Origin of the sequence: Magnetospirillum gryphiswaldense MSR-1 v2 (assembly GCF_000513295.1) — a bacterium.
In the GTDB taxonomy this organism is placed as follows: domain Bacteria; phylum Pseudomonadota; class Alphaproteobacteria; order Rhodospirillales; family Magnetospirillaceae; genus Magnetospirillum; species Magnetospirillum gryphiswaldense.
Window position 1 is genome coordinate 3,241,442 of sequence record NC_023065.1, and the last position, 23,547, is coordinate 3,264,988.

25 protein-coding genes and 1 tRNA gene are annotated in these 23,547 nt (G+C 63.8%); 17 read left to right on the plus strand and 9 right to left on the minus strand.

Annotation, left to right across the window (positions count from 1 at the left end):
* Positions 1–145 precede the first annotated feature (145 nt).
* Entirely contained in the window at positions 146–2,464 is a 2,319-nt protein-coding gene (locus tag MGMSRV2_RS15580; RefSeq protein WP_024081318.1) for an adenosylcobalamin-dependent ribonucleoside-diphosphate reductase, read from the plus strand.
* A 30-nt stretch (positions 2,465–2,494) separates the two neighbouring features.
* On the opposite strand, the gene MGMSRV2_RS15585 is transcribed toward MGMSRV2_RS15580, so the two are convergent.
* The 3 genes from MGMSRV2_RS15585 to MGMSRV2_RS15595 form a co-directional block, all read right to left on the minus strand.
* Positions 2,495–3,067: an NADPH-dependent FMN reductase gene (locus MGMSRV2_RS15585; protein WP_024081319.1), complete on the minus strand. Its 573-nt coding sequence runs from the start codon at positions 3,065–3,067 to the stop codon at positions 2,495–2,497.
* Between the two features lie 2 nt (positions 3,068–3,069).
* Positions 3,070–3,615: a hypothetical protein gene (locus MGMSRV2_RS15590; protein WP_024081320.1), complete on the minus strand. Its 546-nt coding sequence runs from the start codon at positions 3,613–3,615 to the stop codon at positions 3,070–3,072.
* A 70-nt stretch (positions 3,616–3,685) separates the two neighbouring features.
* Positions 3,686–4,647, minus strand: a protein-coding gene (locus MGMSRV2_RS15595; RefSeq protein WP_144084247.1) for an IS630 family transposase whose coding sequence is annotated in 2 segments (ribosomal slippage) — positions 3,686–4,299 and positions 4,299–4,647 — 963 coding nt in all. Because the reading frame shifts where the segments join, the coding sequence is not laid out codon by codon here.
* A gap of 244 nt (positions 4,648–4,891) precedes the next feature.
* Between MGMSRV2_RS15595 and MGMSRV2_RS15600 the strand changes: the two genes are divergently transcribed.
* Positions 4,892–5,179, plus strand: coding sequence for a ferritin family protein (locus MGMSRV2_RS15600; protein ID WP_024081321.1), 288 nt, complete (start codon positions 4,892–4,894; stop codon positions 5,177–5,179).
* A gap of 21 nt (positions 5,180–5,200) precedes the next feature.
* Here the strand turns inward: MGMSRV2_RS15600 and MGMSRV2_RS15605 are convergent, their stop codons facing one another.
* Both MGMSRV2_RS15605 and MGMSRV2_RS15610 read right to left on the minus strand, forming a co-directional pair.
* Entirely contained in the window at positions 5,201–5,458 is a 258-nt protein-coding gene (locus MGMSRV2_RS15605) for a hypothetical protein (protein ID WP_024081322.1), read from the minus strand.
* Between the two features lie 94 nt (positions 5,459–5,552).
* A complete protein-coding gene (locus tag MGMSRV2_RS15610) occupies positions 5,553–5,765 on the minus strand; it encodes a cold-shock protein (RefSeq protein ID WP_024081323.1) in 213 nt (70 codons plus the stop codon).
* A gap of 190 nt (positions 5,766–5,955) precedes the next feature.
* Here MGMSRV2_RS15610 and MGMSRV2_RS15615 point away from each other — a divergent pair, with 190 nt between their 5' ends.
* A complete protein-coding gene (locus MGMSRV2_RS15615) occupies positions 5,956–6,231 on the plus strand; it encodes an RNA-binding S4 domain-containing protein (protein ID WP_024081324.1) in 276 nt (91 codons plus the stop codon).
* A gap of 1 nt (position 6,232) precedes the next feature.
* Here the strand turns inward: MGMSRV2_RS15615 and MGMSRV2_RS15620 are convergent, their stop codons facing one another.
* Both MGMSRV2_RS15620 and paaN read right to left on the minus strand, forming a co-directional pair.
* Positions 6,233–6,841: a hexapeptide repeat acetyltransferase gene (locus MGMSRV2_RS15620; RefSeq protein ID WP_024081325.1), complete on the minus strand. Its 609-nt coding sequence runs from the start codon at positions 6,839–6,841 to the stop codon at positions 6,233–6,235.
* 101 nt (positions 6,842–6,942) lie between these two features.
* Complete coding sequence (paaN, locus tag MGMSRV2_RS15625) at positions 6,943–8,610, minus strand: phenylacetic acid degradation protein PaaN (RefSeq protein ID WP_024081326.1); 1,668 nt, start codon at positions 8,608–8,610, stop codon at positions 6,943–6,945.
* A gap of 278 nt (positions 8,611–8,888) precedes the next feature.
* Between paaN and MGMSRV2_RS15630 the strand changes: the two genes are divergently transcribed.
* Genes MGMSRV2_RS15630 through paaK form a run of 6 tightly spaced genes read left to right on the plus strand, consistent with a single transcriptional unit; the run spans position 8,889 to position 14,980 of the window.
* Positions 8,889–9,668 carry an enoyl-CoA hydratase-related protein gene (locus MGMSRV2_RS15630; protein WP_024081327.1) on the plus strand — a complete coding sequence of 260 codons (780 nt, stop codon included), beginning with the start codon at positions 8,889–8,891 and terminating at the stop codon, positions 9,666–9,668.
* Positions 9,669–9,672: 4 nt separating this feature from the next.
* Complete coding sequence (gene paaG, locus MGMSRV2_RS15635) at positions 9,673–10,461, plus strand: 2-(1,2-epoxy-1,2-dihydrophenyl)acetyl-CoA isomerase PaaG (protein WP_024081328.1); 789 nt, start codon at positions 9,673–9,675, stop codon at positions 10,459–10,461.
* A gap of 1 nt (position 10,462) precedes the next feature.
* Positions 10,463–11,980 (plus strand): 3-hydroxyacyl-CoA dehydrogenase PaaH, encoded by a 1,518-nt coding sequence (gene paaH, locus MGMSRV2_RS15640; protein WP_024081329.1) that lies wholly within the window; start codon positions 10,463–10,465, stop codon positions 11,978–11,980.
* The gene (paaI, locus tag MGMSRV2_RS15645) at positions 11,973–12,431 is read left to right on the plus strand and encodes a hydroxyphenylacetyl-CoA thioesterase PaaI (RefSeq protein WP_024081330.1); all 459 of its coding nucleotides are present in this window, start codon (positions 11,973–11,975) and stop codon (positions 12,429–12,431) included. Before paaH ends, paaI begins: the two co-directional genes overlap by 8 nt.
* Positions 12,424–13,629, plus strand: coding sequence for a 3-oxoadipyl-CoA thiolase (gene pcaF / locus MGMSRV2_RS15650; protein WP_024081331.1), 1,206 nt, complete (start codon positions 12,424–12,426; stop codon positions 13,627–13,629). The genes paaI and pcaF overlap by 8 nt, the downstream gene beginning before the upstream one ends.
* 31 nt (positions 13,630–13,660) lie before the next feature.
* Positions 13,661–14,980: a phenylacetate--CoA ligase PaaK gene (paaK, locus tag MGMSRV2_RS15655; protein ID WP_024081332.1), complete on the plus strand. Its 1,320-nt coding sequence runs from the start codon at positions 13,661–13,663 to the stop codon at positions 14,978–14,980.
* A 67-nt stretch (positions 14,981–15,047) separates the two neighbouring features.
* Here the strand turns inward: paaK and acnB are convergent, their stop codons facing one another.
* On the minus strand, positions 15,048–17,633 hold the full coding sequence (gene acnB / locus MGMSRV2_RS15660) for a bifunctional aconitate hydratase 2/2-methylisocitrate dehydratase (RefSeq protein WP_024081333.1): 2,586 nt from the start codon (positions 17,631–17,633) through the stop codon (positions 15,048–15,050).
* 231 nt (positions 17,634–17,864) lie between these two features.
* Here acnB and ccmA point away from each other — a divergent pair, with 231 nt between their 5' ends.
* The 3 genes from ccmA to MGMSRV2_RS15675 all read left to right on the plus strand — a co-directional run bounded on the left by ccmA (position 17,865) and on the right by MGMSRV2_RS15675 (position 19,637).
* A complete protein-coding gene (ccmA, locus tag MGMSRV2_RS15665) occupies positions 17,865–18,536 on the plus strand; it encodes a heme ABC exporter ATP-binding protein CcmA (protein WP_024081334.1) in 672 nt (223 codons plus the stop codon).
* Complete coding sequence (ccmB, locus tag MGMSRV2_RS15670; RefSeq protein ID WP_024081335.1) at positions 18,533–19,198, plus strand: heme exporter protein CcmB; 666 nt, start codon at positions 18,533–18,535, stop codon at positions 19,196–19,198. Before ccmA ends, ccmB begins: the two co-directional genes overlap by 4 nt.
* 121 nt (positions 19,199–19,319) lie before the next feature.
* Positions 19,320–19,637, plus strand: a complete 318-nt coding sequence (locus MGMSRV2_RS15675; protein ID WP_024081336.1) for a DMT family transporter — start codon at positions 19,320–19,322, stop codon at positions 19,635–19,637.
* Between the two features lie 49 nt (positions 19,638–19,686).
* Here MGMSRV2_RS15675 and MGMSRV2_RS15680 read toward each other — a convergent pair whose 3' ends face one another.
* Complete coding sequence (locus tag MGMSRV2_RS15680) at positions 19,687–20,781, minus strand: hypothetical protein (RefSeq protein ID WP_024081337.1); 1,095 nt, start codon at positions 20,779–20,781, stop codon at positions 19,687–19,689.
* Positions 20,782–21,055: 274 nt separating this feature from the next.
* On the opposite strand from MGMSRV2_RS15680, the gene MGMSRV2_RS15685 reads away from it, so the two are divergent.
* The 5 genes from MGMSRV2_RS15685 (at position 21,056) to ccmE (ending at position 23,527) form a co-directional block, all read left to right on the plus strand.
* Positions 21,056–21,132, plus strand: a tRNA-Arg gene (locus MGMSRV2_RS15685).
* Positions 21,133–21,207: 75 nt separating this feature from the next.
* Positions 21,208–21,942 carry a YkgJ family cysteine cluster protein gene (locus tag MGMSRV2_RS15690; protein ID WP_024081339.1) on the plus strand — a complete coding sequence of 245 codons (735 nt, stop codon included), beginning with the start codon at positions 21,208–21,210 and terminating at the stop codon, positions 21,940–21,942.
* Positions 21,943–22,141: 199 nt separating this feature from the next.
* Positions 22,142–22,891: a heme ABC transporter permease gene (locus MGMSRV2_RS15695; RefSeq protein WP_024081340.1), complete on the plus strand. Its 750-nt coding sequence runs from the start codon at positions 22,142–22,144 to the stop codon at positions 22,889–22,891.
* A complete protein-coding gene (ccmD, locus tag MGMSRV2_RS15700) occupies positions 22,884–23,090 on the plus strand; it encodes a heme exporter protein CcmD (RefSeq protein ID WP_024081341.1) in 207 nt (68 codons plus the stop codon). The genes MGMSRV2_RS15695 and ccmD overlap by 8 nt, the downstream gene beginning before the upstream one ends.
* A complete protein-coding gene (gene ccmE, locus MGMSRV2_RS15705; RefSeq protein ID WP_024081342.1) occupies positions 23,087–23,527 on the plus strand; it encodes a cytochrome c maturation protein CcmE in 441 nt (146 codons plus the stop codon). Before ccmD ends, ccmE begins: the two co-directional genes overlap by 4 nt.
* The last annotated feature ends 20 nt before the right edge of the window (positions 23,528–23,547 follow it).

The following is a 23,547-nucleotide window of genomic DNA, read 5'->3' on the forward strand; positions in this document are numbered from 1 at the left end:
AAATAGAACAATCCACCTTGACGACCCCCTGCCCAAAGCCCTAGACTGCCGCCCGAATGCCGCCTAAACGGCGGTTTTTCCATAAAATTCAATCTGTTTCCAAGGTATCGACAGCCTTGGCCGCAGCAGGCGTGGAGAGTCCGGTATGACGCAGGTGGCCAGCATTTCCCAACAGATCTGGGACATGAAGTATCGGCTGAAGGATGCCGACGGCACCCCTGTGGACAAAACCATTGAAGAGACCTGGGGCCGCATCGCCAAGGCGCTGGCCCAGGCGGAAAAAGACCCCGCCTTGTGGGAAGCCCGCTTCGCCGACGCGCTGGCCGATTTCAAGTTCCTGCCGGCGGGGCGCATCATCTCGGGCGCCGGCACCGACCGCCGCGTCACCATGTTCAATTGCTTCGTCATGGGCGACATCCCCGACGACATGGCCGGCATCTTCGAACATCTGAAGGAAGCCGCCCTGACCATGCAGCAAGGCGGCGGCATCGGTTATGACTTTTCGACCCTGCGGCCCAAGGGCGCTCCGGTCAAGGGCGTGGGCGCCGATGCCTCGGGGCCGTTGTCGTTCATGGATGTGTGGGACGCCATGTGCCGCACCATCATGAGCGCCGGTTCGCGCCGCGGCGCCATGATGGCGACCATGCGCTGCGACCACCCGGATATCGAGGCCTTCATCGACGCCAAGCATGAAGCCGGGCGCCTGCGCATGTTCAACCTGTCGGTGCTGATCACCGATCCGTTCATGGAAGCGGTCAAGCACGATCAGGCGTGGGAACTGGTGTTCGGCGGCGTGGTCTATAAATCCCTGCCGGCCCGGGCCCTGTGGGACAAGATCATGCACGCCACCTATGCCTATGCCGAGCCGGGCGTCATCTTCATCGACCGCATCAACCGCCTGAACAACCTGCATTATTGCGAGACCATCCACGCCACCAATCCCTGCGGCGAACAGCCGTTGCCGCCTTACGGCGTCTGCCTGCTGGGCTCGGTCAATCTGGCCAAGCTGGTGGTCGATCCGTTCGAGGCCAAGGCCCGGCTGGACATGGACAAATTGCGCGATCTGGTGCGCGTCGCCGTGCGCATGATGGACAACGTCATCGACGTGTCGCGCTTCCCGCTCGACCGCCATGAGAACGAGGCCAAGAGCAAGCGTCGCATCGGCCTGGGCGTCACCGGTCTGGCCGATGCGCTGATCCTGTGTAACGCCCGTTACGGCGGCAAGGACGCCCTGCTTCTCACCGAGGAATGGATGGGCGCATTGCGGCGCGAGGCCTATCTGGCCTCGGTCGAGCTGGCCCAGGAAAAAGGCGCCTTTCCGCTTTACCAGAAGGAACCTTACCTGGCCGGTGAGACCATCCAGGCGCTGGATGCCGACGTGCAGGCGGCCATCGCCGAACACGGCATCAGAAACGCGCTTTTGACCTCGATCGCGCCCACCGGCACCATTTCCCTGTTCGCCGACAACGTCTCGTCCGGGCTGGAGCCGGTGTTCAGCTTCACCTATACCCGCGCCGTGCTGCAAAAAGACGGCACCCGGCGCGAGGAAGAGGTCAGCGATTACGCCTATCGCCTGTTCCGGCTGCTGAAAGGCGAAAACGCCGCGCTGCCGCCCGCCTTCGTCGATGCCCAGCGGCTCAATCCGACCGAGCACGTGGTCATGCAGGCCGCCGTGCAGAAATACATCGATTCATCCATTTCCAAGACCATCAACGTCCCCGAAAGCATCTCGTTCGAGGACTTCCGTCATGTCTACGAACAGGCCTATGCCAGCGGCTGCAAGGGCTGCACCACCTATCGCCCCAACGACATCACCGGCTCGGTGCTGACGGTGAAGAAGGAGGAGCCCAAGGCCGAGGATCAGGACCAGCCGCAACTGCCCCTGGGCAAGCCAGCCGCGCGGCCCGAGGATTATCTGGACGCCGGCGGCGTGATCCACCTGACCCAGCCCTTGGACCGGCCCGAGGCGCTGCCCGGCGCCACCTACAAGGTGCGGTGGCCGGACAGCGACCACGCCATGTACATCACCATCAACGACATCATCGAGAACAATCGCCGCCGCCCGTTCGAAGTGTTCATCAACTCGAAGAACATGGAGCATTATGCCTGGACGGTGGCCTTGACCCGGATGATTTCCGCCGTGTTCCGCCGTGGCGGCGACATCGCTTTCGTCGTCGAGGAATTGAAGGCGGTGTTCGACCCGCGCGGCGGCCAATGGATGGGCGGCAAATATGTGCCGTCGCTGTTGGCGGCCATCGGCGAGGTGATCGAGCGCCACATGATCGCCATCGGCTTTGTTGCCGACGATGCCGAGGACGATTTGCCGGAAGACGTCGACCAACGCAAGGTGGTCAACCTGAGCGGGGCACGGCTGCGCCATTGCCCCAAATGCGGCCAACCGGCACTGCTGCGCCAGGAAGGCTGCGACACCTGCACCTCGTGCGGCTATTCCAAGTGTGGGTAATGCCAAGGGGCTGCGGAAACCGACAAGACCTCACCCGGTCGAAGCCGCGCCTCTCGCGCTGAGTTTGACCAACTGTACCAGCGCCGCCAGCAGCTTCTCGATGATCTGTCTGGTCGGCTGGTCGGTCAGCGCGCCATCCTGATCGAAACGTGACGCGGCATTGCCGATCATCACTTCCGGCTGGTTGACCGTGGGCATGTCCAGCGTCACCAGAATTTGCCGGAGATGGTATTGGGCGCGGGCGGTGCCCAAATTACCGCTGGAGGCCCCCATGATTGCCGCCGGCTTGCCCGTCCAGGCACTGTCGCCATAGGGCCGCGACGCCCAGTCGATGGCGTTCTTGAGCCCGCCGGGAATGGAATAATTGTATTCCGGCGTCGTGAACAAGATGGCATCGGCGGCCAGGATCTGTCGCTTGAATTCCAGCACCGAAGCCGGCGGCGCCATTTCATCATCCTGGTCGTAAATGGGAATATTGTGGAGGTCGATCAGCTTCACCACCACACCTTCCGGCGCCAATTCCCGTGCCGCCCTGAGGGCCGCACGGTTGTAGGATTCCTTGCGCAGGCTTCCCACGATGCCCAGAATTACGATTTCAGCCATTTTCACAACTCCGTCCGCTTCTCCGCCACGTTGAGATCCTTGCAATCACCAACCGAAGCCCGGATGACATTGCGCGCAACCAGCGTTTCCGCCTCGGTCCGTGTTTCCACCACCAACACGACCTGACCGCTGGCGATGGCGTCGCTGACCAGATCGGAAAGCCGTCCGTCCTTGCGTTCGTCATTGCCTGGGGAAGCGCCGACCGAGGCCCCGACCAAAGCGCCGAGACTGGCGCCCCACCCCAGCATGACCAAAGGAGCAACCAGCGGGCTGGCGACGAACAGACTGACGCTCGCGGCCACCAAGGCCAACTCCGCCAACGCCGCGATGCCGGTACCGACAGCGGCGCCGATCGTCCCGTCCACCACCACATCCTTCAGAACATCATTGTTGTCCGCCAGAGGGGTGGGGGCAGGAGGCGCTTGGCCTGCGTCGAAAATCTGAAGCCGCGTCCGCGGCAGGCCCTGCTCGACCAGCCTGGAAGACGCGCTTTCCGCTTCTTCGCGGTGGGCAAAAAAGCCCGATACGTGGTGGCGATATGCGTCCATGCCTTTTCTCCGTGGCTGGACCCGGACAAGGCGACCGAAGCTCAAGCCTGAGCCGAAGCTTAGAGCATTTTCACATCGAGCGTCCATATCCGTCGTGGGCGAAGAAATTGGCGCATTCCTCGGGCGGAAACAGGTCGATGAGTTTTCCGATCACGTCCCATAAGGTGTTGATGGTGCGGGCTTGCGCCTTTCGCAGCAGGCTCTTGAGCTTGGCGAAGGCGAGCTCGATGGGATTGAGGTCTGGGGAGTAGGGCGGCAGATACCGCAGGGTGGCCCCTCGGGCTTCGATGAGTTGCTTGACCCCTGCCACCTTGTGGGCGGGCAGATTGTCCATTACGACGATGTCGCCGGGCCGCAAGGTCGGAGCCAGGACCTGCTCGACATAGGCCAGGAAGATCGCGCCATTCATCGCCTTGTCGATGACGAAGGGGGCGGAGATTCCGTCATGCCGGAGCGCCCCGACGAAGGTGGTCATTTTCCAATGACCGTGCGGCACCGCAGCCAGCAGCCGCTGACCGCGCGGCGCCCGTCCGTAGCGCCGGGTCATGTTGGTCGATGCCCCGGTTTCATCAAGGAAGACCAAGCGGGTTGGGTCCAGCGCCGGCTGCTCGGCTCGCCAGGCGATGCGTCCTTCGGCTACGTCGGGACGTTCCTGCTCGGCAGCATGCGCACTCTTTTTTTCAGACTGAGGTCGAGCCGCTCAAGCGTGTTCCACAGGCCGCCGACGCTGATCGACACGCCCAATTCGGCCAGAACCCAGGCGCGCAACTCAGCCAGCGTGGCATCGGGCTCGACCTTGATCTGCGCCTGCAACGCCTCAAGGTGAGCCGCCAGCTTCTGTCCTGGCCGCCCAGGCCGTGGCTTCACCGTCGTCTCGCCGGTGGCCCGGCGGCGGCCTTGGGCCTTGTAGATGTACGAAACGCTCACCCGGAACAGCGGCGCCACCTCGTAGGCGCTCATGCCGCTGTCCACAGCCGCCAAAACTCTATCGCGCAAGTCCTGAGAATAGGACTGCCCTGAGCGCCACGTCATCGCATCATCCTCGGGAGCGTTGTTACCGAAGATGTTGAATCACAAAATGACCTCAGGGGGAATCCTCTACCGATTCCGCTCGGCGTGAAACCGCTCTAGTCGCTGGCGCGCGCAGGGCGAGAGCCTCGGAATCTACCCTCGCCCCTCCGGTTTGGGTACTTTCCGACCCTGCCGGACCGACAACCCCGCTCGCTATCGTCTTGTCGCATATCCCGAAACGTCCAAGACAAACGGAGAGCGTGACATGGCCGCATCAAGCGCGACGCTACATGAAGAATCGACCCAACTGGGGCCCGAAGCCATTGACCAGCATCGGGCCACGGTCTCCCTTATGGAAGAACTGGAGGCGGCCGACTGGTACAACCAGCGCGCCTTGGCGACGCAAGACCCCGAGTTGCGGGCGATTCTGATCCATAACCGCGACGAAGAAAAAGAGCATGCCGCCATGCTGCTGGAATGGCTACGGCGGCATGATGAGGCCCTGAGCGATCACCTGAAAACCTATCTGTTCAGCGATGGTCCAATCCGCTGAGACAATGGCACTGACGCCCGCTTATCCCGCCTGATCCGCCTGCAACGCCGCATCCAACTCGTCGCCATCGACGGTGAAGATCTGTTGCGGGCCGCCTTCTTGCCCCAAGGCAGGGGTGAACAGCATGGTCGCCACCCGGCGCCACGCCGGAAAAGACAGGCCTTGCAGCATTTCCTCGTCGACGATCAGCCGATAGGTTCCCGCCGGCAATGCAGTGCCGACCGCACGCAGGGTGAAGGGGCGGCGGAAGGTGATTTCGCTTTCGGTGCTGCGGTCCATGGTCGCGATCCTTGCCAGAAAAACAAAAGCCCCGCGGCCTTGCGACCTGCGGGGCAATCGTTTCAAGCATCAGCCTGCACGTCAAAAGACGTGATTAGCCGACCAGCTTGAGGTTGTCGGCGGACATCTTGCCGCTGCGACGGTCAGCGACCAGCTCGTAGCCGATCTTCTGACCTTCGCGCAGGTCACCAATGCCCGAACGCTCAACGGCGCTGATGTGCACGAAAGCATCGTTGCTGCCATCATCGGGAGCAATGAAACCAAAGCCCTTTTGGGCATTAAACCACTTAACGGTTCCCGTAGCCATGGGATAGCCTTTTCACAAGAAGAAGTCGCTTGCCAGTCGATCGACCGGCAATTTTTGGTGTAATTTTACGGAAGATTTTTAGAGTAGTGCCGAGCAAGTCGGCACAAGACCAAGACGTCTGGCCATCAAATTACCGTGACACCATGCGCCCTTTGACCGCTGAAAGCAAGAATAATGGGAGATTATTTTCATGCGCATCGATAAATGGCTGTTCTTCACCCGCCTGCTCAAGACCCGCAGCCAGGCCGCCGCCCTGGTCGAGGCGGGCGAGGTGCGGCTGAACGGCGCCCTTATCGACAAACCGGCGCAGCCGGTGAAGGTGGGCGACGAGTTGATCTTCCCCACCGGCAAGCGGTTGCGCCGGGTGGTGGTTTTGGCCCATGGCCACCGCCGCGGCCCGGCGCCCGAGGCCCAGGCGCTGTATCAGGAACTGGAAGCGCCCCGGCCCGATCCGTGGACCGACTAGATCAGGCGCCCTTGGTCACGTGCAGGGGCGCCACCGTGCCGGCATCGACCGTGCCGCGATCGGCTTCCGGCGCGGTCAAGGCGTCGCAGGCGCGCATGGTGGTCAGGCTGCGGAATGCAAGGCGCTGGTATTCCGCCGTACCCGCCGATTTCCAGGTGATTTCCTCGTCCTTCAACGCGCGCATCACCTTGGCCGGAGTGCCGCCGATCAGCGACCGTGCCGGCAGGATGGCGCCGGCCTTGACGAAGGATTGGGCGGCGACGATGGAGCTTTCCCCCACCACCGCGCCATCCATGACCACGCTGTTCATGCCGACCAGGGCGTTCTTGCCGACCACACAACCATGCAAGATGGCGCCGTGGCCGATATGACCATCTTCCTCGACCACCGCGTCTTGGCCGGGGAAGGCATGCATGACGCAGCAATCCTGCACATTGGCGCCGTCATTGATGCGAATGGCGCCGAAATCGCCGCGCAAACTGGCCAGCGGTCCGATATAGCAGCGCGCGCCGATGATGACGTCGCCGATCAGCACGGCCGTGGGGTGGACGAAAGCGGTGGGATGGACCACCGGGATGATTCCATCGATGGCATAGACGGTGGGACGCATGGACCAATCCTTATCGAGAGCAAGAAATGGGACACGGATAAACACAGATGAACACGGATTTTTTATCCGCGTTTCTCCGTGTCCATCCGCGTCATTGATCCTTACGCCGAATGCCGGCGCACCTGCACCACGCGGAAACGTTCGGCGACGAAGGCCGAATCGCACAACGACGCATTGGCCGCCGGATTGGCGCCGGACCCGTGATAATCCGAGAACGCCGCCGACTGATTGACGAAGACACCGCCGGTCAGGTTTTCCGACAAGGCGACGCCGGCATCGATGCACAGATCCTCGGCCTTGGCCAGGAAGGCCGGGTCGGTGGAATAGACGCTGGCGGTCAACGCGCCATGTTGCTTGGCGGTGGCCGTGGCCAGTTCCAACGCTGCCTCGCCCGAATCGGCGGCGATGACGAAGGAGATGGGGCCGAACAATTCCTGGGTGAAGGCACTGGCGTCCTTGGCGTCCGCCGTCAGCATCAACGGCGTGCGCACCCGGGCCTGGGGGAAGGCCGGATGGGTCAGGGTGCGGCTTTCCAGCAGCACCTTGCCCAACGACCGGGCCTGATCCAGGCGGTCGCAGGTGGCCTGGGACTGCACCGCCCCCAACACTTCCACCGCACGTTCGGGATCAGCATTGAACTTGGCCACCGCCCCGGCGATGGCGCCGGCCACCTCGTCGAAGGACAGGTGTGCGTCACCGGCCTTGATGCCGCCCCGCGGCACGAAGATGTTTTGCGGCGTCGTGCACATCTGGCCGGAATACAGGGACAGCGAGAAAGCCAGATTGCGGGTCACCGCCTTGATGTCGTCCACCGAGTCGATGACGATGAAATTGACGCCGGCCTTTTCCGCATAGGTGCGGGCCTGACGGGCGTTTTGTTCCAGCCAGGTGCCGAAGGCGGACGAGCCGGTGAAGTCGATGATCTTGATCTCGGGCCTGAGCGCCAGATCCTTGGCCAGGGGCGCTTCCGCCGTGTCGGCGGCCAGCAGCACCAAATCCTCGGGCAGGCCGGCCTCGGCCAGCACTTCGCGGGCGATTTCCACCGTGATGGCCAAGGGCAGGATAGCGCCCGGATGGGGCTTGACCACCACCGCATTGCCGGTGACCAGACTGGCGAACAGGCCGGGATAGCCGTTCCAGGTGGGGAAGGTGGAACAACCGATCATCAGCGCCACGCCCTGGCCGACGATGTGATAATCCTTGTCCATGCGAAGCGGATCGGCCTTGCCCTGCGGCTTTTCCCAATGGGCATGCGGGGGCACTTCGGTCATGGCGCGATAGCCATAGGCCACCGCCTCCAGGCCGCGATCCTGGGCATGGGGGCCGCCGGCCTGGAAGGCCATGATGAAGGCCTGGCCGGTGGTGTGCTGCACCGCCTGGGCGATCTCGAACGAGCGGCGGTTGAGGCGATGCAGGATTTCCAGACAGACACCGGCGCGGCCCTGGGGGCCGGCCCGGCGCCAGGCCGGCAAGGCCGCCTTGGCCGCCGCCATCAGGCCGTCGATGTCCGGGGACGGATAGGTGATGCCGAGCGCAAAGCCGAAGGGCGAGACTTCCGCCCCGACCATGGCTTTGGTCGCCGGCTGATTGAGGGCGAAGGGCTTGTCCAGGCGCGCCTTGAAGGCGGCCTCGCCGTCGGCGGCGGCGGTTTCGCCATAGATCCGACCGCTGGGGGCTTCCGGGTACGGGGTCCAGAAACCACGCTTGGCGATGGCATCAAGGGCGTTGTTCAGCGTCGCCTGATGCGCGGCGAAGAAATCCTGGCTCATGCTCTACCTTCCCTGAAATCGCTGTTTTTTAGCCATTCGCGACGTTTCGTCTCCATGGCGCTTGATTTTTGATACCAGATTTGGAGAATGAAGTCCAATTTTGTATCTCTTCCAAATCTGGAATACACCGCAAACCCACAGGGAACTTAGCGGTTTTATCCAGCAGCGGAAGGGCGGAAGGGGCGGCAAACGCCTCCAAACATAATTCAATAATATCTGGGTAGCGACGCAAACTCGTATCGCTTTATCCAGGACAGGGACGAGAAGGCGACCAGCCGATGAGCGAGTTTTCGGACATCCGGGCCGAAAAGGTGGGCGCGCATCTATTGCGTATCACCCTTGACCGCCCGCAATTGCGTAACGCTTTGCGCACCCAGACGCTGGCGGAAATCGCCCAGGCACTGGACGGAGCCGAGGCCGATGCGGCCATCCGCGCAATCATCCTGACCGGCGGCCCCAATGTGTTCGCCGCCGGGGCCGACATCAACGAGCTGGCCGCCCATGACGCCGTCAGTATCCAGACCGATGCCCGCCCCAAATACTGGGCGGCGATCCGCCGCTTCCCCAAACCGATCATCGCCGCGGTGAACGGCTTTTGTCTGGGCGGCGGCTGCGAATTGGCCATGCATGCCGACATCATCGTCGCCGGCGAGGATGCCCGTTTCGGCCAGCCGGAAATCAATCTGGGCATCATTCCCGGCGCCGGCGGTACCCAGCGCCTGACCTGGGCTTTGGGCAAATCACTGGCCATGCGCATGGTGCTGACCGGCGAGATGATCGATTCCCGCACCGCCTTGGCCCATGGCTTGGTCGCCGAAACTTGTCAGCCAGAGTTGACGCAAGAGCGCGCCCAGGCCATCGCCGAGATCATCGCTGGCAAGCCGCCCTTGGCATTGCGTGCGGCCAAGGAAGCGGTGCTGAAAAGCTTCGAGTCCGGGCTGGAAGCCGGACTTGCCCACGAACGCAAATGTTTCGCCGCCCTGTTCGCCACCGCCGATTTCCGCGAAGGCGTTGCCGCTTTCCGCGACAAGCGTCGCGCCCAATTCCAAGGATTGTAAGCCCATGACCACCATCTTGTTCCAGATCGAAAACGGCGTCGCCACCCTTACGCTCAACCGGCCCGACCGCCTGAACAGTTTCAACACCGACATGCATGCCGAGTTGAAGGACGCGCTCAAGCAGGTGCAGGACCCGGCCAACAAGGTGCGCTGCCTGCTGATCACCGGCGCCGGGCGCGGTTTTTGCGCCGGCCAGGATCTGTCCGACCGCGCGGTGGCGCCGGGGAATGACACCCCCGATCTGGGCGAATCCATCGACAAGCGCTACAACCCGCTGATCCGCACCCTGCGCGCCCTGGAGATGCCGGTGATCTGCGCCGTCAACGGCGTCGCCGCCGGGGCCGGCGCCAATCTGGCCTTCGCCTGCGACATCGTCTTGGCCGCACGTTCGGCCAGCTTCATCCAGGCGTTTTGCAAGATCGGTCTGGTCCCCGATTCGGGCGGCACCTGGACCTTGCCGCGTCTGGTCGGCCAAGCCCGCGCCGTGGCTTTGTCCATGCTGGGCGACAAGGTCTCGGCCGAGCAGGCGGAAGCCTGGGGCATGATCTGGAAATGCGTCGATGACGACCAATTGCAGGCGGAGGCGGCCAAATTGGCGGCGCAACTGGCCACCCAGCCGACCAAGGGTCTGGCGCTGATCAAGCGGGCCTTGGCCGCCAGTTCCACCAACACCTTGGATCAGCAGCTTGACCTGGAGCGCGACCTGCAACGTCTGGCCGGGCGCACCCGCGACTACCAGGAAGGCGTCGCCGCCTTCATGGAAAAGCGCGTCCCCACTTTCCAGGGGATGTGAGATGGCCGCCCTTCCCCCCACCGCCATCATCGGCATCGTCGGCGCCGGGGCCATGGGCGCCGGCATCGCCCAGGTGGCGGCCCAATCCGGCCATGAAGTGCTGCTCTATGATGCCTTCGACGGCGCGGCGGCCAAGGGCAAGGCGGGCATCGTCGCTGCCTTGGGCAAACTGACTGCCAAGAGCAAGCTGACGCCCGAGGACGCCACCGCCATCAGCGACCGCATCACCATTTGCACCGAATTGACGCAATTGGCGCCGGCAGCCCTGATCATCGAGGCCATCGTCGAGAAGCTGGAGATCAAGCACGATCTGTTCCGCCGTCTGGAAGACATCGTCGGTCCCGAATGCATCTTGTCGTCCAACACCTCGTCGTTGTCCTTGACCGCGCTGGCCTCGGTACTGAAAAACCCAGCCCGCATGGTCGGCATGCACTTCTTCAACCCGGCCCCCATCATGGCCCTGGTCGAGGTGGTCAAGGGACTGGCGACGGCGGAGGCGGTGGCCCAAACCATCACCGACACCGCCGCCGCCTGGGGTAAATCGCCGGTCTTATGCAAATCGACGCCGGGCTTCATCGTCAATCGCGTCGCCCGCCCGTTTTATGCCGAGGGCATGCGTCTGGCCCAGGAAGGCGCCGCCACCATCGCCACCATCGATGCGGTGCTGCGCGAGGCCGGCCAGTTCCGCATGGGACCGTTCGAACTGACCGACATGATCGGCCACGACGTCAATTTCGCCGTCACCCGATCCGTCCATGCCGCCTATTTCAACGATCCGCGCTTTTTGCCCAGCCTGTTGCAGCAGGATCTGGTCGATGCCGGCTGGTTGGGCCGCAAAAGCGGGCGCGGCTTCTATGATTACGGCGCCGATGCCGTCAAGCCGGAAGCGCAAACCGCCGCCCCCTGCCCCGCGCCGACAGCCCTGGATGTGTTGGGCGATCTGGGGCCGGCCTCGGCCCTGGCCGATCTGGCGGCCAAGGCCGGCATGACCCTGGCCCGCATGGGCGGCGCCGGCATGATCGACCTGCATGGTGTCACCATCGCGTTGACCGATGGGCGCAGCGCCAGCGAACGCGCCGCCCAATTGGGCATCAATGATCTGGTGGTGTTCGATCTGGCGCTCGACTGGTGCACGGCCAAGCGCATCGCCATCGCCGCCGCCGGCCAATGTTCGGCCATGGGGCTGGACCGCGCCATCGGCTTCTTCCAGGCCTTGGGTTTATCGGTGTCGGTGTTCGCCGACGTGCCCGGTCTGGCGGTGATGCGCACAATCGCCATGCTGGCCAACGAAGCCGCCGACACCGTCTATCAGGGCGTCGCCTCGGCTGCCGATATCGACATCGCCATGACCAAGGGGGTCAATTATCCCCTGGGGCCGCTGGCCTGGGCCGAGCGCATCGGCCTGGACCGGGTGCTGACGGTTTTGGACAATCTGGCCCGCACCTATGGCGAGGACCGCTACCGCGCTTCCGCTCATCTGCGCCGGCTGGTTTTCGCGAAAGGACGTTTTCATGACTGACGCCAACAAGCGGCAGAAGATCGCGCAACTGGTCCTCGATCATATGTATCCCAAGGACCACAACGCCCATGCCATGGGCATCGCCATCGACGAGATCCGCCCCGGCTATGCCCGTGCCAGCATGGTGGTGCGTCGTGAGATGCTGAACGGCCACGGCTCGTTGCATGGCGGCATGTCCTATGCCCTGGCCGATACCGCTTTCGCCTATGCCTGCAATTCCTACAACACCAACGCGGTGGCCGCCGGCTGTTCCATCGTCTATCCGTCCGCCGGACGTGAAGGCGACCGGCTGACGGCGGAAGCGGTGGAAACCCATTTGACCGGCCGCAACGGCGTCTACGACGTCACGGTCAGCAATCAAGACGGCGATATCATCGCCCTGTTCCGCGGCCAATCGCGGATGGTGTCGGGTACCGTCGTGCCATCAGAGGAGATCGCCAAGCATGTCTGACGTGTTCATCTGCGACGCCGTGCGCACCCCCATCGGCCGTTACGGCGGCGTATTGTCGTCGGTGCGCGCCGATGATCTGGCCGCCATCCCGTTGAAAGCGCTGATGGAACGCAACCCAAACGTCGATTGGGAGGCGGTGGATGATTGCATCTTGGGCTGCGCCAATCAGGCGGGCGAGGACAACCGCGACGTCGCCCGCATGGCGGTGCTGCTGGCCGGTCTGCCCATCTCTATCGGCGGCACCACCATCAACCGCCTGTGCGGGTCCGGCATGGATGCGGTGTTGACCGCAGCGCGGGCCATCCAGGCCGGTGCCTCCGACATCCTGATCGCCGGCGGTGTCGAAAGCATGAGCCGGGCGCCCTTTGTCATGCCCAAGGCGACCAGCGCCTTCACCCGCGACAACGCGGTCTATGACACCACCATCGGCTGGCGCTTCGTCAACCCGTTGATGCATCAGGGCTTCGGCACCGATTCCATGCCGGAAACCGCCGAGAACGTCGCCGCCGATTTCAACATCAGCCGCGCCGACCAGGACGCTTTCGCCGTCCGCAGCCAGTTGCGCGCCGTCGCCGCCCAAGAGCAAGGCCGCTTCGACGACGAAATCATCCCGGTGCCGGTACCGCAAAGAAAGGGCGATCCCGTCCTGGTGACCAAGGACGAGCATCCGCGCGGCGACACCACCCTCGACAGTCTGGCCAAGCTGAAGGCGCCGTTCCGCCAGGGCGGCTCGGTGACGGCGGGCAATGCGTCGGGCGTCAATGACGGTGCTTGCGCCCTGATCATCGCCAATGCCGATGCGATCAAACGTCATGGCCTGAATCCGCTGGCCCGCATCACAGGCGGCGCCGTGGCCGGGGTGCCGCCCCGGATCATGGGTATGGGCCCGGCGCCGGCGTCGAAAAAACTGCTGGCCCGGTTGGGCCTGTCGCTTGCCGACATCGACTTGATCGAGCTGAACGAAGCCTTCGCCGCCCAAGCCCTGGCGGTGTTGCGCGATCTCGGCGTGGCCGACGACGCGGCCCACGTCAACCCCAATGGCGGCGCCATCGCGCTGGGGCATCCGCTCGGCATGAGCGGGGCACGGCTGTTGACCACCGCCGCCTATCAGCTTCGTCGGACCGGAACCAATCGGGCGCTTTGCACCATGTGCATCGGCGTCGGCCAAGGGATCGCCAGCGTCATCGAACGCGTCTAAAAATATAAGAAATACAGGGAGGATAACGTCCATGAGCAACCGTCTGATCCCGCCGTCGCGCGACATGCTGGACCCCATCGAGATCGCCAGCCGCGACGAAATCGCCGCCCTTCAGCTGGAACGGCTGAAATGGTCGGTGCGTCACACCTATGACAACGTCGCCCATTACCGGGCCAAGTGCGATGCCAAGGGGGTGCACCCCGATGATCTGAAAAGCCTGGCCGATCTGGCCAAGTTCCCCTTCACCACCAAGGAGGATCTGCGCCAGACCTATCCCTTCGGGCTGTTCGCCACGCCCATGGACAAAATCGTGCGCATCCATGCCAGTTCCGGTACCACCGGCAAGCCCACCGTGGTCGGCTATACCCAGAACGACATCGACACCTGGGCCAACATGGTGGCGCGCTCGATCCGCGCCTCGGGCGGGCGGCCCGGCCACAAGGTGCAAATCGCCTATGGCTACGGCCTGTTCACCGGCGGTCTTGGCGCCCATTACGGCGCGGAACGCCTGGGCTGCGCCGTCATCCCCATGTCCGGCGGCCAGACGGAAAAGCAGGTGCAGTTGATCCGCGATTTCGAGCCCGACATCATCATGGTCACCCCCAGCTATATGCTGGTGGTCCTTGATGAAATGGAACGCCAGGGTCTGGACCCGCGCGAAAGTTCATTGAAGGTGGGCATCTTCGGCGCCGAGCCGTGGACGGGCGCCATGCGCGAGGAAATCGAGAAGCGCGCCGGCATCGACGCCGTCGACATCTATGGCCTGTCGGAAGTGATGGGGCCGGGCGTCGCCAATGAATGCCTGGAAACCAAGGACGGCCCGCATATCTGGGAAGACCATTTCTACCCCGAGATCATCAACCCGGAAACCGGCGAGCCGGTGGCCGACGGCCAGCCGGGCGAGCTGGTCTTCACCACCCTGACCAAGGAAGGCCTGCCGGTCATCCGCTATCGCACCCGCGATCTGACCCGGCTGCTGCCGGGCACGGCGCGGTCGTTCCGGCGCATGGACAAGATCACCGGGCGCTCCGACGACATGCTGATCATCCGCGGCGTCAACGTCTTCCCCACCCAGATCGAGGAACAGATGCTGAAGGACGTGCGGCTGTCGCCGCATTATCAGATCGAGGTGTTCCGCGACGGCCACATGGACGGTCTGGTGGTCAATGTCGAACCCCGGCCCGAATTGTTCCTGGACGACGCGGCCATGGCCGACATCTCCAAGACCCTGTCGGGGCACATCAAAAGCCTGGTCGGCATCAGCACCAAGGTCCGGGTGCTCGATCCCAACACCATCCCGCGTTCCATGGGTAAGGCCAAGCGGGTGATCGACAACCGGCCCAAGCCTTAAGCCCCCCAAATGAAAACCCCCGCCGGTTGCCCGGCGGGGGTTGATCATTTCAGCCCGAAAGCGTGAATTACACGGTCACCGTGGCGGCGATATCGCGGAATTCGGCGATCTGGTCGAAGTTCATGTAGCGATAGACGTCGGTCGCCTTGGCGGCGAGACCGCTGACCTGCGCCATGTACTCGGCCACGGTCGGGATCTTGCCCATCAGGGCGCAGACGGCGGCCAGCTCGGCGGAGCCGAGATAGACGCGGGTGTCGATGCCCAGACGGTTGGGGAAGTTGCGGGTGCTGGTGGACATGGCGGTGGAACCCTTGCGGATCTGCGCCTGATTGCCCATGCACAACGAGCAGCCCGGCATTTCCATGCGTGCGCCCGACTTGCCCAGGATGCTGTAATAGCCTTCCTCGTTCAAGATGGTGGCATCCATCTTGGTCGGCGGTGCGATCCACAGACGGGTGGGGATGTCACTCTTGCCGTCCAGAACCTTACCGGCGGCGCGGAAGTGGCCGATATTGGTCATGCACGAGCCGATGAACACTTCGTCGATCTGGTCGCCGGCGACTTCCGACAGCAACTTGACGTCGTCGGGATCGTTCGGGCAGGCGACGATGGGTTCCTTGATGTCGGCCAGATCGATCTCGATCACGGCGGCATATTCGGCATCGGCATCGGGTTCCAGCAGGGCCGGGTTGGCGATCCAGGCTTCCATGGCCTTGATGCGGCGACCCAGGGTGCGGGCGTCCTGATAGCCTTCCGCGATCATCCACTTCATCAGGGTGATGTTGGAGGTCATGTACTCGATGATCGGGTCCTTGGACAGACGCACCGAGCAGGCGGCGGCGGAACGTTCGGCCGAGGCGTCCGACAGCTCGAAGGCCTGTTCCACCTTGAGGTTGGGCAGACCCTCGATTTCCAGGATACGACCGGAGAAGATGTTCTTCTTGCCCTTCTTTTCCACCGTCAGCAGGCCAGAGCGGATGGCGTAAAGGGGGATGGCGTTGACCAGATCGCGCAGGGTGACGCCGGGCTGCATCTCGCCCTTGAAGCGCACCAGCACCGATTCCGGCATGTCCAACGGCATGACGCCGGTAGCGGCGGCGAAGGCCACCAGACCGGAGCCGGCGGGGAAGGAAATGCCGATGGGGAAGCGGGTGTGCGAATCGCCGCCGGTGCCGACGGTGTCGGGCATCAGCAGACGGTTGAGCCAGGAATGGATGACGCCGTCACCGGGGCGCAGGGCCACGCCGCCACGGGTCGAGATGAATTCCGGCAGCGTGCGGTGGGTCTGCACGTCCACCAGCTTGGGATAGGCGGCGGTGTGGCAGAACGACTGCATGACCAGATCGGCGGAGAAGCCCAGGCAAGCCAGATCCTTCAGCTCGTCGCGGGTCATCGGGCCGGTGGTGTCCTGCGACCCCACGGTGGTCATCTTGGGCTCGCAATAGGTGCCCGGACGCATGCCCTTGCCTTCCGGCAAGCCACAGGCGCGACCGACCATCTTCTGCGCCAGGGAATAGCCCTTGCCGCTATCGACGGGGGCCTGGGGCAGACGGAACAAGGTGCTGGCCGGCAGACCCAGGGCGTCGCGCGCCTTGGCGGTCAGGCCGCGACCGATGATCAGCGGAATACGGCCGCCGGCGCGCACTTCGTCGAAGATCACGTCGGACTTGACCTTGAATTCGGCGATGACCTTGCCGTTCTTCAGCGCCTTGCCGTCATAGGGACGCAGTTCGACCACGTCGCCCATGTCCATCTGGTTGACGTCCAGCTCGATGGGCAGGGCGCCGGCATCTTCCATGGTGTTGTAGAAGATCGGCGCGATCTTGGTGCCCAGGCAGACACCGCCGAAACGCTTGTTGGGGACGAAGGGGATGTCCTCGCCGGTGAACCACAACACCGAGTTGGTGGCGGATTTACGCGACGAGCCGGTGCCGACCACATCGCCCACATAGGCGACCAGATTGCCCTTGGCGCGCAAATCTTCCAGGAACTTGACGGGACCGCGCACGCCGGCTTCTTCCGGCTCGATGCCGGGGCGGGCGTTCTTCAGCATGGCCAAAGCGTGCAGCGGGATGTCGGGGCGGCTCCAGGCGTCGGGGGCCGGCGACAGATCGTCGGTGTTGGTCTCGCCGGTCACCTTGAAGATGGTGACGGTCAGGCTTTCAGGGACTTCCGGACGGCTGGTGAACCATTCGGCGTCAGCCCAGGATTGCAGCACGCCCTTGGCGTCGGCATTGCCCTTGTCGGCCAGATCCTTGACGTCGTGGAAATAGTCGAACACCAGCAGGGTCTTCTTCAGACCCTCGGCGGCGGCGGCGCCGCATTCGGCATCACCCAACAGGCGGATCAGCGGCTGAATGTTGAAACCACCCAGCATGGTGCCCAGCAATTCGGTGGCCTTGACCCGGCTGATCAGGCTGCACTTGATGGTGCCGGCGCTGACTTCGGCCAGGAAGGTGGCCTTGACGCGGGCGGCGTCATCGACACCGGCGGGCACACGGTAGGTGATCAGGTCGACCAGGACCTGCTCTTCCCCCTTGGGCGGGTTTTGCAGCAAGGCGACCAGTTCCTCGGTCTGCTTGGCCGACAGCGGCAGGGGCGGAATCCCGAGGGCGGCACGTTCGGCGACATGCTGGCGATAGGCTTCAAGCACGGATGACCTCCGCAAAAAAGGGGGTAAAGGAAAGCGGCCCCGCATGGGGCAGCCGGCTGGCCTTACTATATGGGGCCTCTCAGCCTGCGCTTACAGCATAAATTTCAATTCAAGTCCAGTCTGAACTATCCGTTCGGGCGGGGCGCACACCACCCGAGTGTGGGTTAAAGCGGTGATTCGCTTGATGTTCGTCACTTTCGTCGGGCGCGGTTTTCTGCCATACCAAGGGCCATGGACACGACTGAAAAGCTCCCCCCGTTTTCCGGCCACGGCCTGGGCTGCATCCGCGGCGGTCGGGTGGTGTTCGCCGGATTGGATTTCGCCGTGGCGCCGGGCGAGGCTTTGGTGCTGCTCGGCCCCAACGGCTCGGGCAAATCCAGCCTGCTGCGGGTCATGGCCGGACTGTTGAAGCCGGCGGCGGGCAAACTGGCTTGGGGCGAGGTGGCCACCGGGGCCGAACCGGAACTGCACGCCGCCCGCACCCATTATGTCGGCCATCACGATGCGGTGAAGACAGTGTTGTCGGTGGCGGAAAACATCCGTTTCTGGGCCCGGCTGCACCAACCCGACGCCGGCTTGGCCCAAGGTGCGGTGGAGAATGCGCTGGCCCGCTTCGGCCTGGCCCATCTGCGCGACATTCCCGGCAAGCTGCTGTCGGCGGGACAGAAGCGCCGCACCAATCTGGCCCGCCTGCTGGCGGCGCCGTCGCCGCTGTGGCTGCTGGACGAGCCGACCACGGCGCTGGACCGCCACAACATCAAGGTGCTGGAAACGGTGTTCGCCGAACATCGGGCGGCGGGCGGCATGGTGGTGCTGTCCACCCACCAGGACGTCGACCTGCCCGGTGCCCGCACCCTGCACCTGGACGATTTCGCCCTTGACGCCGAGGACACGCAGTCATGATCCGCTTTTTCGAAGTGGTGCGCCGCGACCTGCGCCTAGCCCTGCGCCAGGGCTCGGACAGCTTGATGGTGGTGACCTTCTTCGTCCTCACCGTGGTTTTGTTCCCCTTCGGCATCGGCCCCGAGGCCGGCATTCTGGAACGGGTCGCCGCCGGTGTGCTGTGGGTGACGGCATTGCTGGCGTCCATGCTGTCGCTGGACCGATTGTTCCAGACCGATTACGAGGATGGCTCGCTGGAATTGCTGGTGCTCACCCCCACCTCGTTGATGGTGGTGGTCTTGGCCAAGGTGCTGGCCCATTGGCTGACCACCGGCCTGCCGCTGCTGGCGGCGGCGCCCATCCTGGCCGTGCTGCTGCACATGAATGCCGACGGCTTCGCCATCCTGATGCTGACCATGCTGATCGGCACCCCGGTGCTGTCGCTGATCGGCGCCATCGGCGCCGCCCTGGTGCTGGGGGCCCGGCGCGGCGGCGTGCTGGTGTCGCTGCTGATCCTGCCGCTTTACGTCCCGGTGTTGATCTTTGGCGTCGGCGCCATCGACGCGGCGGTGCAGGGTTTGTCAGCCGAGCCGCATCTGCTGATCCTGGGCGCACTGTTGGCCGCCTGCCTGCCGCTGGCACCGTGGGCGACCGCCGCCGCGCTGCGGCAGGCGCTGGAATAGGCATCAAAGGGATTGAATCCGGGCAAGGCCCGCCATATTAAAGTCACGACCACCCGGCGGGGACGACCCCGCCCCTGATGGGTATTGTGGGGACGGCCCCGTTTGCGGACGGAGGCTTGCTATGTCCTGGGTCTATCTGTTTTTCGCCGGTCTTCTGGAAGTGGCCTGGGCCATGGGCCTGAAGGCCAGCGACGGCTTTTCCCGCCCTTTGATTTCACTGGCGACCATTGCCGCCATCATCGCCAGCCTGGGCCTGCTGGGTCTGGCGGTGCGCACCTTGCCGGTGGGCACCGCCTATGCGGTGTGGAGCGGCATCGGCATTCTGGGCACCACCGCCTTGGGCCTTTTGTTCCTGAACGAAGCGGCCTCTCCGGCCCGGCTGGGCTGCATCGCCCTGATCGCCATCGGCATCATCGGCCTGAAAGTCCTGCACCCATGAAAAAAGCCCCCGGATTGCTCCGGGGGCTTTTTTTCAAAGAATGGCCGGATTAGCGAACGTAGACCTGCACCTCGCCGGAATTCACGCCGGGGCTGGTGGTCTGCGACACGCGGATACGGTTGGACGGCAAGCCCATATTGGTCAGCGACCGCACCACCGATTCGGCATTGCGGCGCACGCTGGTGGCGCCCAGAGCCTGGGCACCGGGGGTGTTGCCGGTGGGCGACACCGCCACCACGTCGAACGAGGCGCTGGGACGACGGTCCAGGGCACCCTTGACGGCGGCGTAAAGCGCACTTTCGTAATTCACGTTGGCCTTGTCGAAGCGAATGGTCACCAGGGCCAGATCGCTGGACCCGACGGCACCGCGCGGCGCGGCCAAGGGCGCGTCGTAGGATGCCGGCATGGCGCCGCCACGGCTGGACAGGGCCGAGCTGTACAGCTGGCCGTTCTTGATGGCCAGGGCCAGGGTGTTCAGGTTCTGCCGCTCATTGGCCACATAAGCCTGCTGACGGTTGACGTCGTCGGACAGCTCGGTCAGCAGACGTTCCACCAGCACCACGGTGCGGTTGGTTTCGTCTTCCAGGATGCGCAGCTGGCGGTGGTCCTCGTCGACGGCGCCGGACAGCTGGCGGGCGGCACGCACCGATTCCAGCAGATAGGCGGCCATGGCCGAGGAATTGGTCACCTCGTTGGCCAGCCGGGTCATCTTGAGGACGTCCTCGTTGATGCGATCCAACTCGCCTTGGGCGGCATTCCATTGCTGGTTCAGGATCGGGTTGCCGGGGGTGGTGCCCACCTGCAGACGCGCGTTAACGGCAGCGACGGTGCCGTGATAACGCTGCGAGTCCTGGACGGTGTCGCTGCGGATGCCCTGCAGCGACTGGTTATGCCGGGTCAGCATGTCCTGAAGCGCCGCCAGATCGCCACGCAACGACGACACCTTATGACCGACAAACGTGCCGGTGGCCGTACCGTTGGTGACACCGGGCGCCTCAAAATTGCCGGACCCCAAAGCCGGGGGATTGCCAGGCGCCGTTTGCACGGTACCGGACGAGGGAAACAACGTTTCCTCGGCGAACGAACATCCGCCTACCAGGAGAACCGCGCACAGCGCCGCGGCATGGGTCGTCTTCAGGGCCATTGGGACTGCTTACCTTTTTGTTCGCCAGATCGGATGAAACCCGCCGGGTCAGCAAAATTAGTTGTATGATCTAGGAATTATGACTTGCCCCCGCGCAATTGTGGCGGATTTTACGCAAACGCCCATCCCCCCACAAGCCGTATTGTTGCCACAAAGCGGGGAAAGGGGCAGAAAAGCGAAGATTTAATCTCAAAAAAACAGGCTTGCGCTGCCCCAAGGGTTTGTGTATGTTCCGCTCCCTCGCTGGACGGCAACTTCTGGCGGATACGGCGAAGCACCCGTAGCTCAATTGGATAGAGCACCAGACTACGAATCTGGGGGCTGGAGGTTCGAGTCCTTCCGGGTGCGCCATCGCCGACGATTACAGGCCTCCTTGCAAAAGGTGGCCTTTTTTGTGTCTGAACCGCCAACCGGCAGGTGGCGCCCTTGTTCACGCCCAGCAATGATTTCCTGGCGCAATCCTGCGCCGCCGCCTTTTCCGCCCTGGCGCCCAAGCCGACGGAAGAGGCCGCCAACGCCGCACTGGATCAGGTTTTCGCCATCGCCGAGCAATCCTGGCAGGCGCGCCGCACCAGCCTGGATTATCTGCGCGGCGCCCCGCCTTCGGCTTGCAAGGCCGGCTGCGGCTGGTGCTGTCACCAACAGGTGGGCATCACGCCGTTGGAAGCGGTGCGGATCAGCGCCTATCTGCGCGCCCTGCCCGCCGATCAGGGGCAGGAATTGCTGGATCAGGTCAATGGCCTCAACGCGCGCACCCGGGGCATGAGTACCAGCCAACGGGTGGAAAGCCGACTGGCCTGCGCCTTCTTGTCCATGGACGGCAATTGCCGCATCTATCCGGTACGGCCCTTGCGCTGCCGCGGCCTGCATTCCATCGACGCCCAGTTCTGCGCCGCCTCCCACACCGACCCCGCCGGCATGCGGGCCAAGCTGGAAGCCGGGCAATTGCGCCCGGTCTATCTGTCGGTGCCGGAAGCCATTTTCGATTCCGCCCTGTCGGGGGTGCTGATGGGATTGAAGAGGCTGAAAATCACCCTGGTGTCGCTGGAACTGACGGCGGCGGTGGCCGCCCTGGCCGCCGATCCACGGCTGGCGCGGCGCTGGCTGGGCGGTGCCGCCCCCGATCGCGCCCTGGCCCTGGTGCCCGACAAACGGCGCTGAAGGTCGGAGCATTTTCACGCGAAACGTGGACATGCGATAAGCCGGAGCGGCGCCTGAGCAGCCCGTCACGGGCTACTCTTAAGGCCCCTGACCTGACCTTCGTCAAACCTTACCCAGCAGTAACGTGGAATCCTGCGGTGGTCGCGATATATAGTTCGCAGCTTTCGCATATGTCGGAACGACGACACGAGTCCAGATCATGCATCGGTTTGCCAATCCCGCCCGTTTCCTGCGTATCGCCGCCTTCGTCCAGCCCTGGGCCATGGGGATCGCGGTCTTGAGTTTCGCCGCCGGCCTGTGGTTTTCGCTGCTGGCCTCGCCCGCCGATTATCAGCAGGGCGAGACCGTGCGTATCATGTATATCCACGTGCCGTCGGCCTGGATGGGCATGTTCTGCTATACCGCCATGGCGGTGTTCTCGGCCATGGGGCTGATCTGGAAACATCCGCTGGCCGACCTGATGGCGCGGGCCACCGCACCGGTGGGTGCCGCCTTCACCCTGATCTGTCTGGTCACCGGGTCGTTGTGGGGCAAGCCCATGTGGGGCACCTGGTGGGTGTGGGACGCGCGGCTGACCAGCATGCTGATCCTGTTTTTCCTCTATCTCGGCTACATGGCCCTGGCCGACGCCTTCGACGACCCGGAACGCGGGCAAAAGGCCGCCAACATCCTGGCCCTGGTCGGCGTCTTCAACGTGCCCATCATCAAATGGTCGGTGGATTGGTGGAACACCCTGCACCAGCCGGCATCGGTGGTGAAGATGGGCGGCCCGGCCATCGACGCCTCGATGATGGTGCCCTTGATCCTGATGGCCTTGGCCTTCAAGGCCTATTGGGTGGTGGTGCTGATCCTGCGCACGCGGGCCGAGATCGCCGCCGCCAAGCTGCGCACCCTGAGGATGGCCCAGGTCCATGCCGCCGGCCAGACGGAGGTTGAACTTCATGGCTGATATGACCGCATTTTTCGCCATGGGCGGCCATGGCGGCTATGTCTGGCCCGCCTATGGTCTGGCCGTAGTGGTACTGGTGGCTTTGCTGGTGGCCTCGATCCGCGCCGTGCGCAAGCAGGAACGCGACCTGGAGACCATCCAAAGCCTGCGTCCGACCCGGCGGCGGCGCAACACCGCCAACCAAGGTGAACAAGCATGACCCGCAAGAAGCGCCGCCTTTATTTCGTCATCCTCGGCCTGCTGGCGGTGGGTACCGCCGCCGCCCTGGTGCTGTCGGCCCTGCGCCAGGATATCGTCTTCTTCTTCAGCCCGACCGAGATCCTGGAGGCCAAGGTGCAGACCGAGGGCCGCCGCATCCGCCTGGGCGGATTGGTGGAACAAGGCAGCGTGGTCAAGGACGGCGCCAAGGTACGCTTCAAGGTCACCGACGGCGCCCATTCGCTGCCGGTGGAATTTGAAGGCCTGCTGCCCGATCTGTTCCGCGAGGGTCAGGGCGTGGTCACCGAGGGCCGCATGGGCACGGGCGTGTTCCTGGCCTCGGAAGTCCTGGCCAAGCACGACGAGAATTACATGCCCAAGGAAGTGGCGGACAGCCTGAAGAAGTCCGGCCATTGGCAGGGCGAGGAAAAGAAATAGCCATTTTGCGCAGGAGACCT

What these genes read in the sequence shown, in the direction of transcription:
- MGMSRV2_RS15580 (WP_024081318.1), top strand. Translation starts at nt 146, where the DNA reads ATGACGCAGGTGGCCAGCATTTCCCAACAGATCTGGGACATGAAGTAT.
- MGMSRV2_RS15585 (WP_024081319.1), bottom strand. Translation starts at nt 3,067, where the DNA reads ATGGCTGAAATCGTAATTCTGGGCATCGTGGGAAGCCTGCGCAAGGAA.
- MGMSRV2_RS15590 (WP_024081320.1), bottom strand. Translation starts at nt 3,615, where the DNA reads ATGGACGCATATCGCCACCACGTATCGGGCTTTTTTGCCCACCGCGAA.
- MGMSRV2_RS15600 (WP_024081321.1), top strand. Translation starts at nt 4,892, where the DNA reads ATGGCCGCATCAAGCGCGACGCTACATGAAGAATCGACCCAACTGGGG.
- MGMSRV2_RS15605 (WP_024081322.1), bottom strand. Translation starts at nt 5,458, where the DNA reads ATGGACCGCAGCACCGAAAGCGAAATCACCTTCCGCCGCCCCTTCACC.
- MGMSRV2_RS15610 (WP_024081323.1), bottom strand. Translation starts at nt 5,765, where the DNA reads ATGGCTACGGGAACCGTTAAGTGGTTTAATGCCCAAAAGGGCTTTGGT.
- MGMSRV2_RS15615 (WP_024081324.1), top strand. Translation starts at nt 5,956, where the DNA reads ATGCGCATCGATAAATGGCTGTTCTTCACCCGCCTGCTCAAGACCCGC.
- MGMSRV2_RS15620 (WP_024081325.1), bottom strand. Translation starts at nt 6,841, where the DNA reads ATGCGTCCCACCGTCTATGCCATCGATGGAATCATCCCGGTGGTCCAT.
- paaN (WP_024081326.1), bottom strand. Translation starts at nt 8,610, where the DNA reads ATGAGCCAGGATTTCTTCGCCGCGCATCAGGCGACGCTGAACAACGCC.
- MGMSRV2_RS15630 (WP_024081327.1), top strand. Translation starts at nt 8,889, where the DNA reads ATGAGCGAGTTTTCGGACATCCGGGCCGAAAAGGTGGGCGCGCATCTA.
- paaG (WP_024081328.1), top strand. Translation starts at nt 9,673, where the DNA reads ATGACCACCATCTTGTTCCAGATCGAAAACGGCGTCGCCACCCTTACG.
- paaH (WP_024081329.1), top strand. Translation starts at nt 10,463, where the DNA reads ATGGCCGCCCTTCCCCCCACCGCCATCATCGGCATCGTCGGCGCCGGG.
- paaI (WP_024081330.1), top strand. Translation starts at nt 11,973, where the DNA reads ATGACTGACGCCAACAAGCGGCAGAAGATCGCGCAACTGGTCCTCGAT.
- pcaF (WP_024081331.1), top strand. Translation starts at nt 12,424, where the DNA reads ATGTCTGACGTGTTCATCTGCGACGCCGTGCGCACCCCCATCGGCCGT.
- paaK (WP_024081332.1), top strand. Translation starts at nt 13,661, where the DNA reads ATGAGCAACCGTCTGATCCCGCCGTCGCGCGACATGCTGGACCCCATC.
- ccmA (WP_024081334.1), top strand. Translation starts at nt 17,865, where the DNA reads ATGGACACGACTGAAAAGCTCCCCCCGTTTTCCGGCCACGGCCTGGGC.
- ccmB (WP_024081335.1), top strand. Translation starts at nt 18,533, where the DNA reads ATGATCCGCTTTTTCGAAGTGGTGCGCCGCGACCTGCGCCTAGCCCTG.
- MGMSRV2_RS15675 (WP_024081336.1), top strand. Translation starts at nt 19,320, where the DNA reads ATGTCCTGGGTCTATCTGTTTTTCGCCGGTCTTCTGGAAGTGGCCTGG.
- MGMSRV2_RS15680 (WP_024081337.1), bottom strand. Translation starts at nt 20,781, where the DNA reads ATGGCCCTGAAGACGACCCATGCCGCGGCGCTGTGCGCGGTTCTCCTG.
- MGMSRV2_RS15695 (WP_024081340.1), top strand. Translation starts at nt 22,142, where the DNA reads ATGCATCGGTTTGCCAATCCCGCCCGTTTCCTGCGTATCGCCGCCTTC.
- ccmD (WP_024081341.1), top strand. Translation starts at nt 22,884, where the DNA reads ATGGCTGATATGACCGCATTTTTCGCCATGGGCGGCCATGGCGGCTAT.
- ccmE (WP_024081342.1), top strand. Translation starts at nt 23,087, where the DNA reads ATGACCCGCAAGAAGCGCCGCCTTTATTTCGTCATCCTCGGCCTGCTG.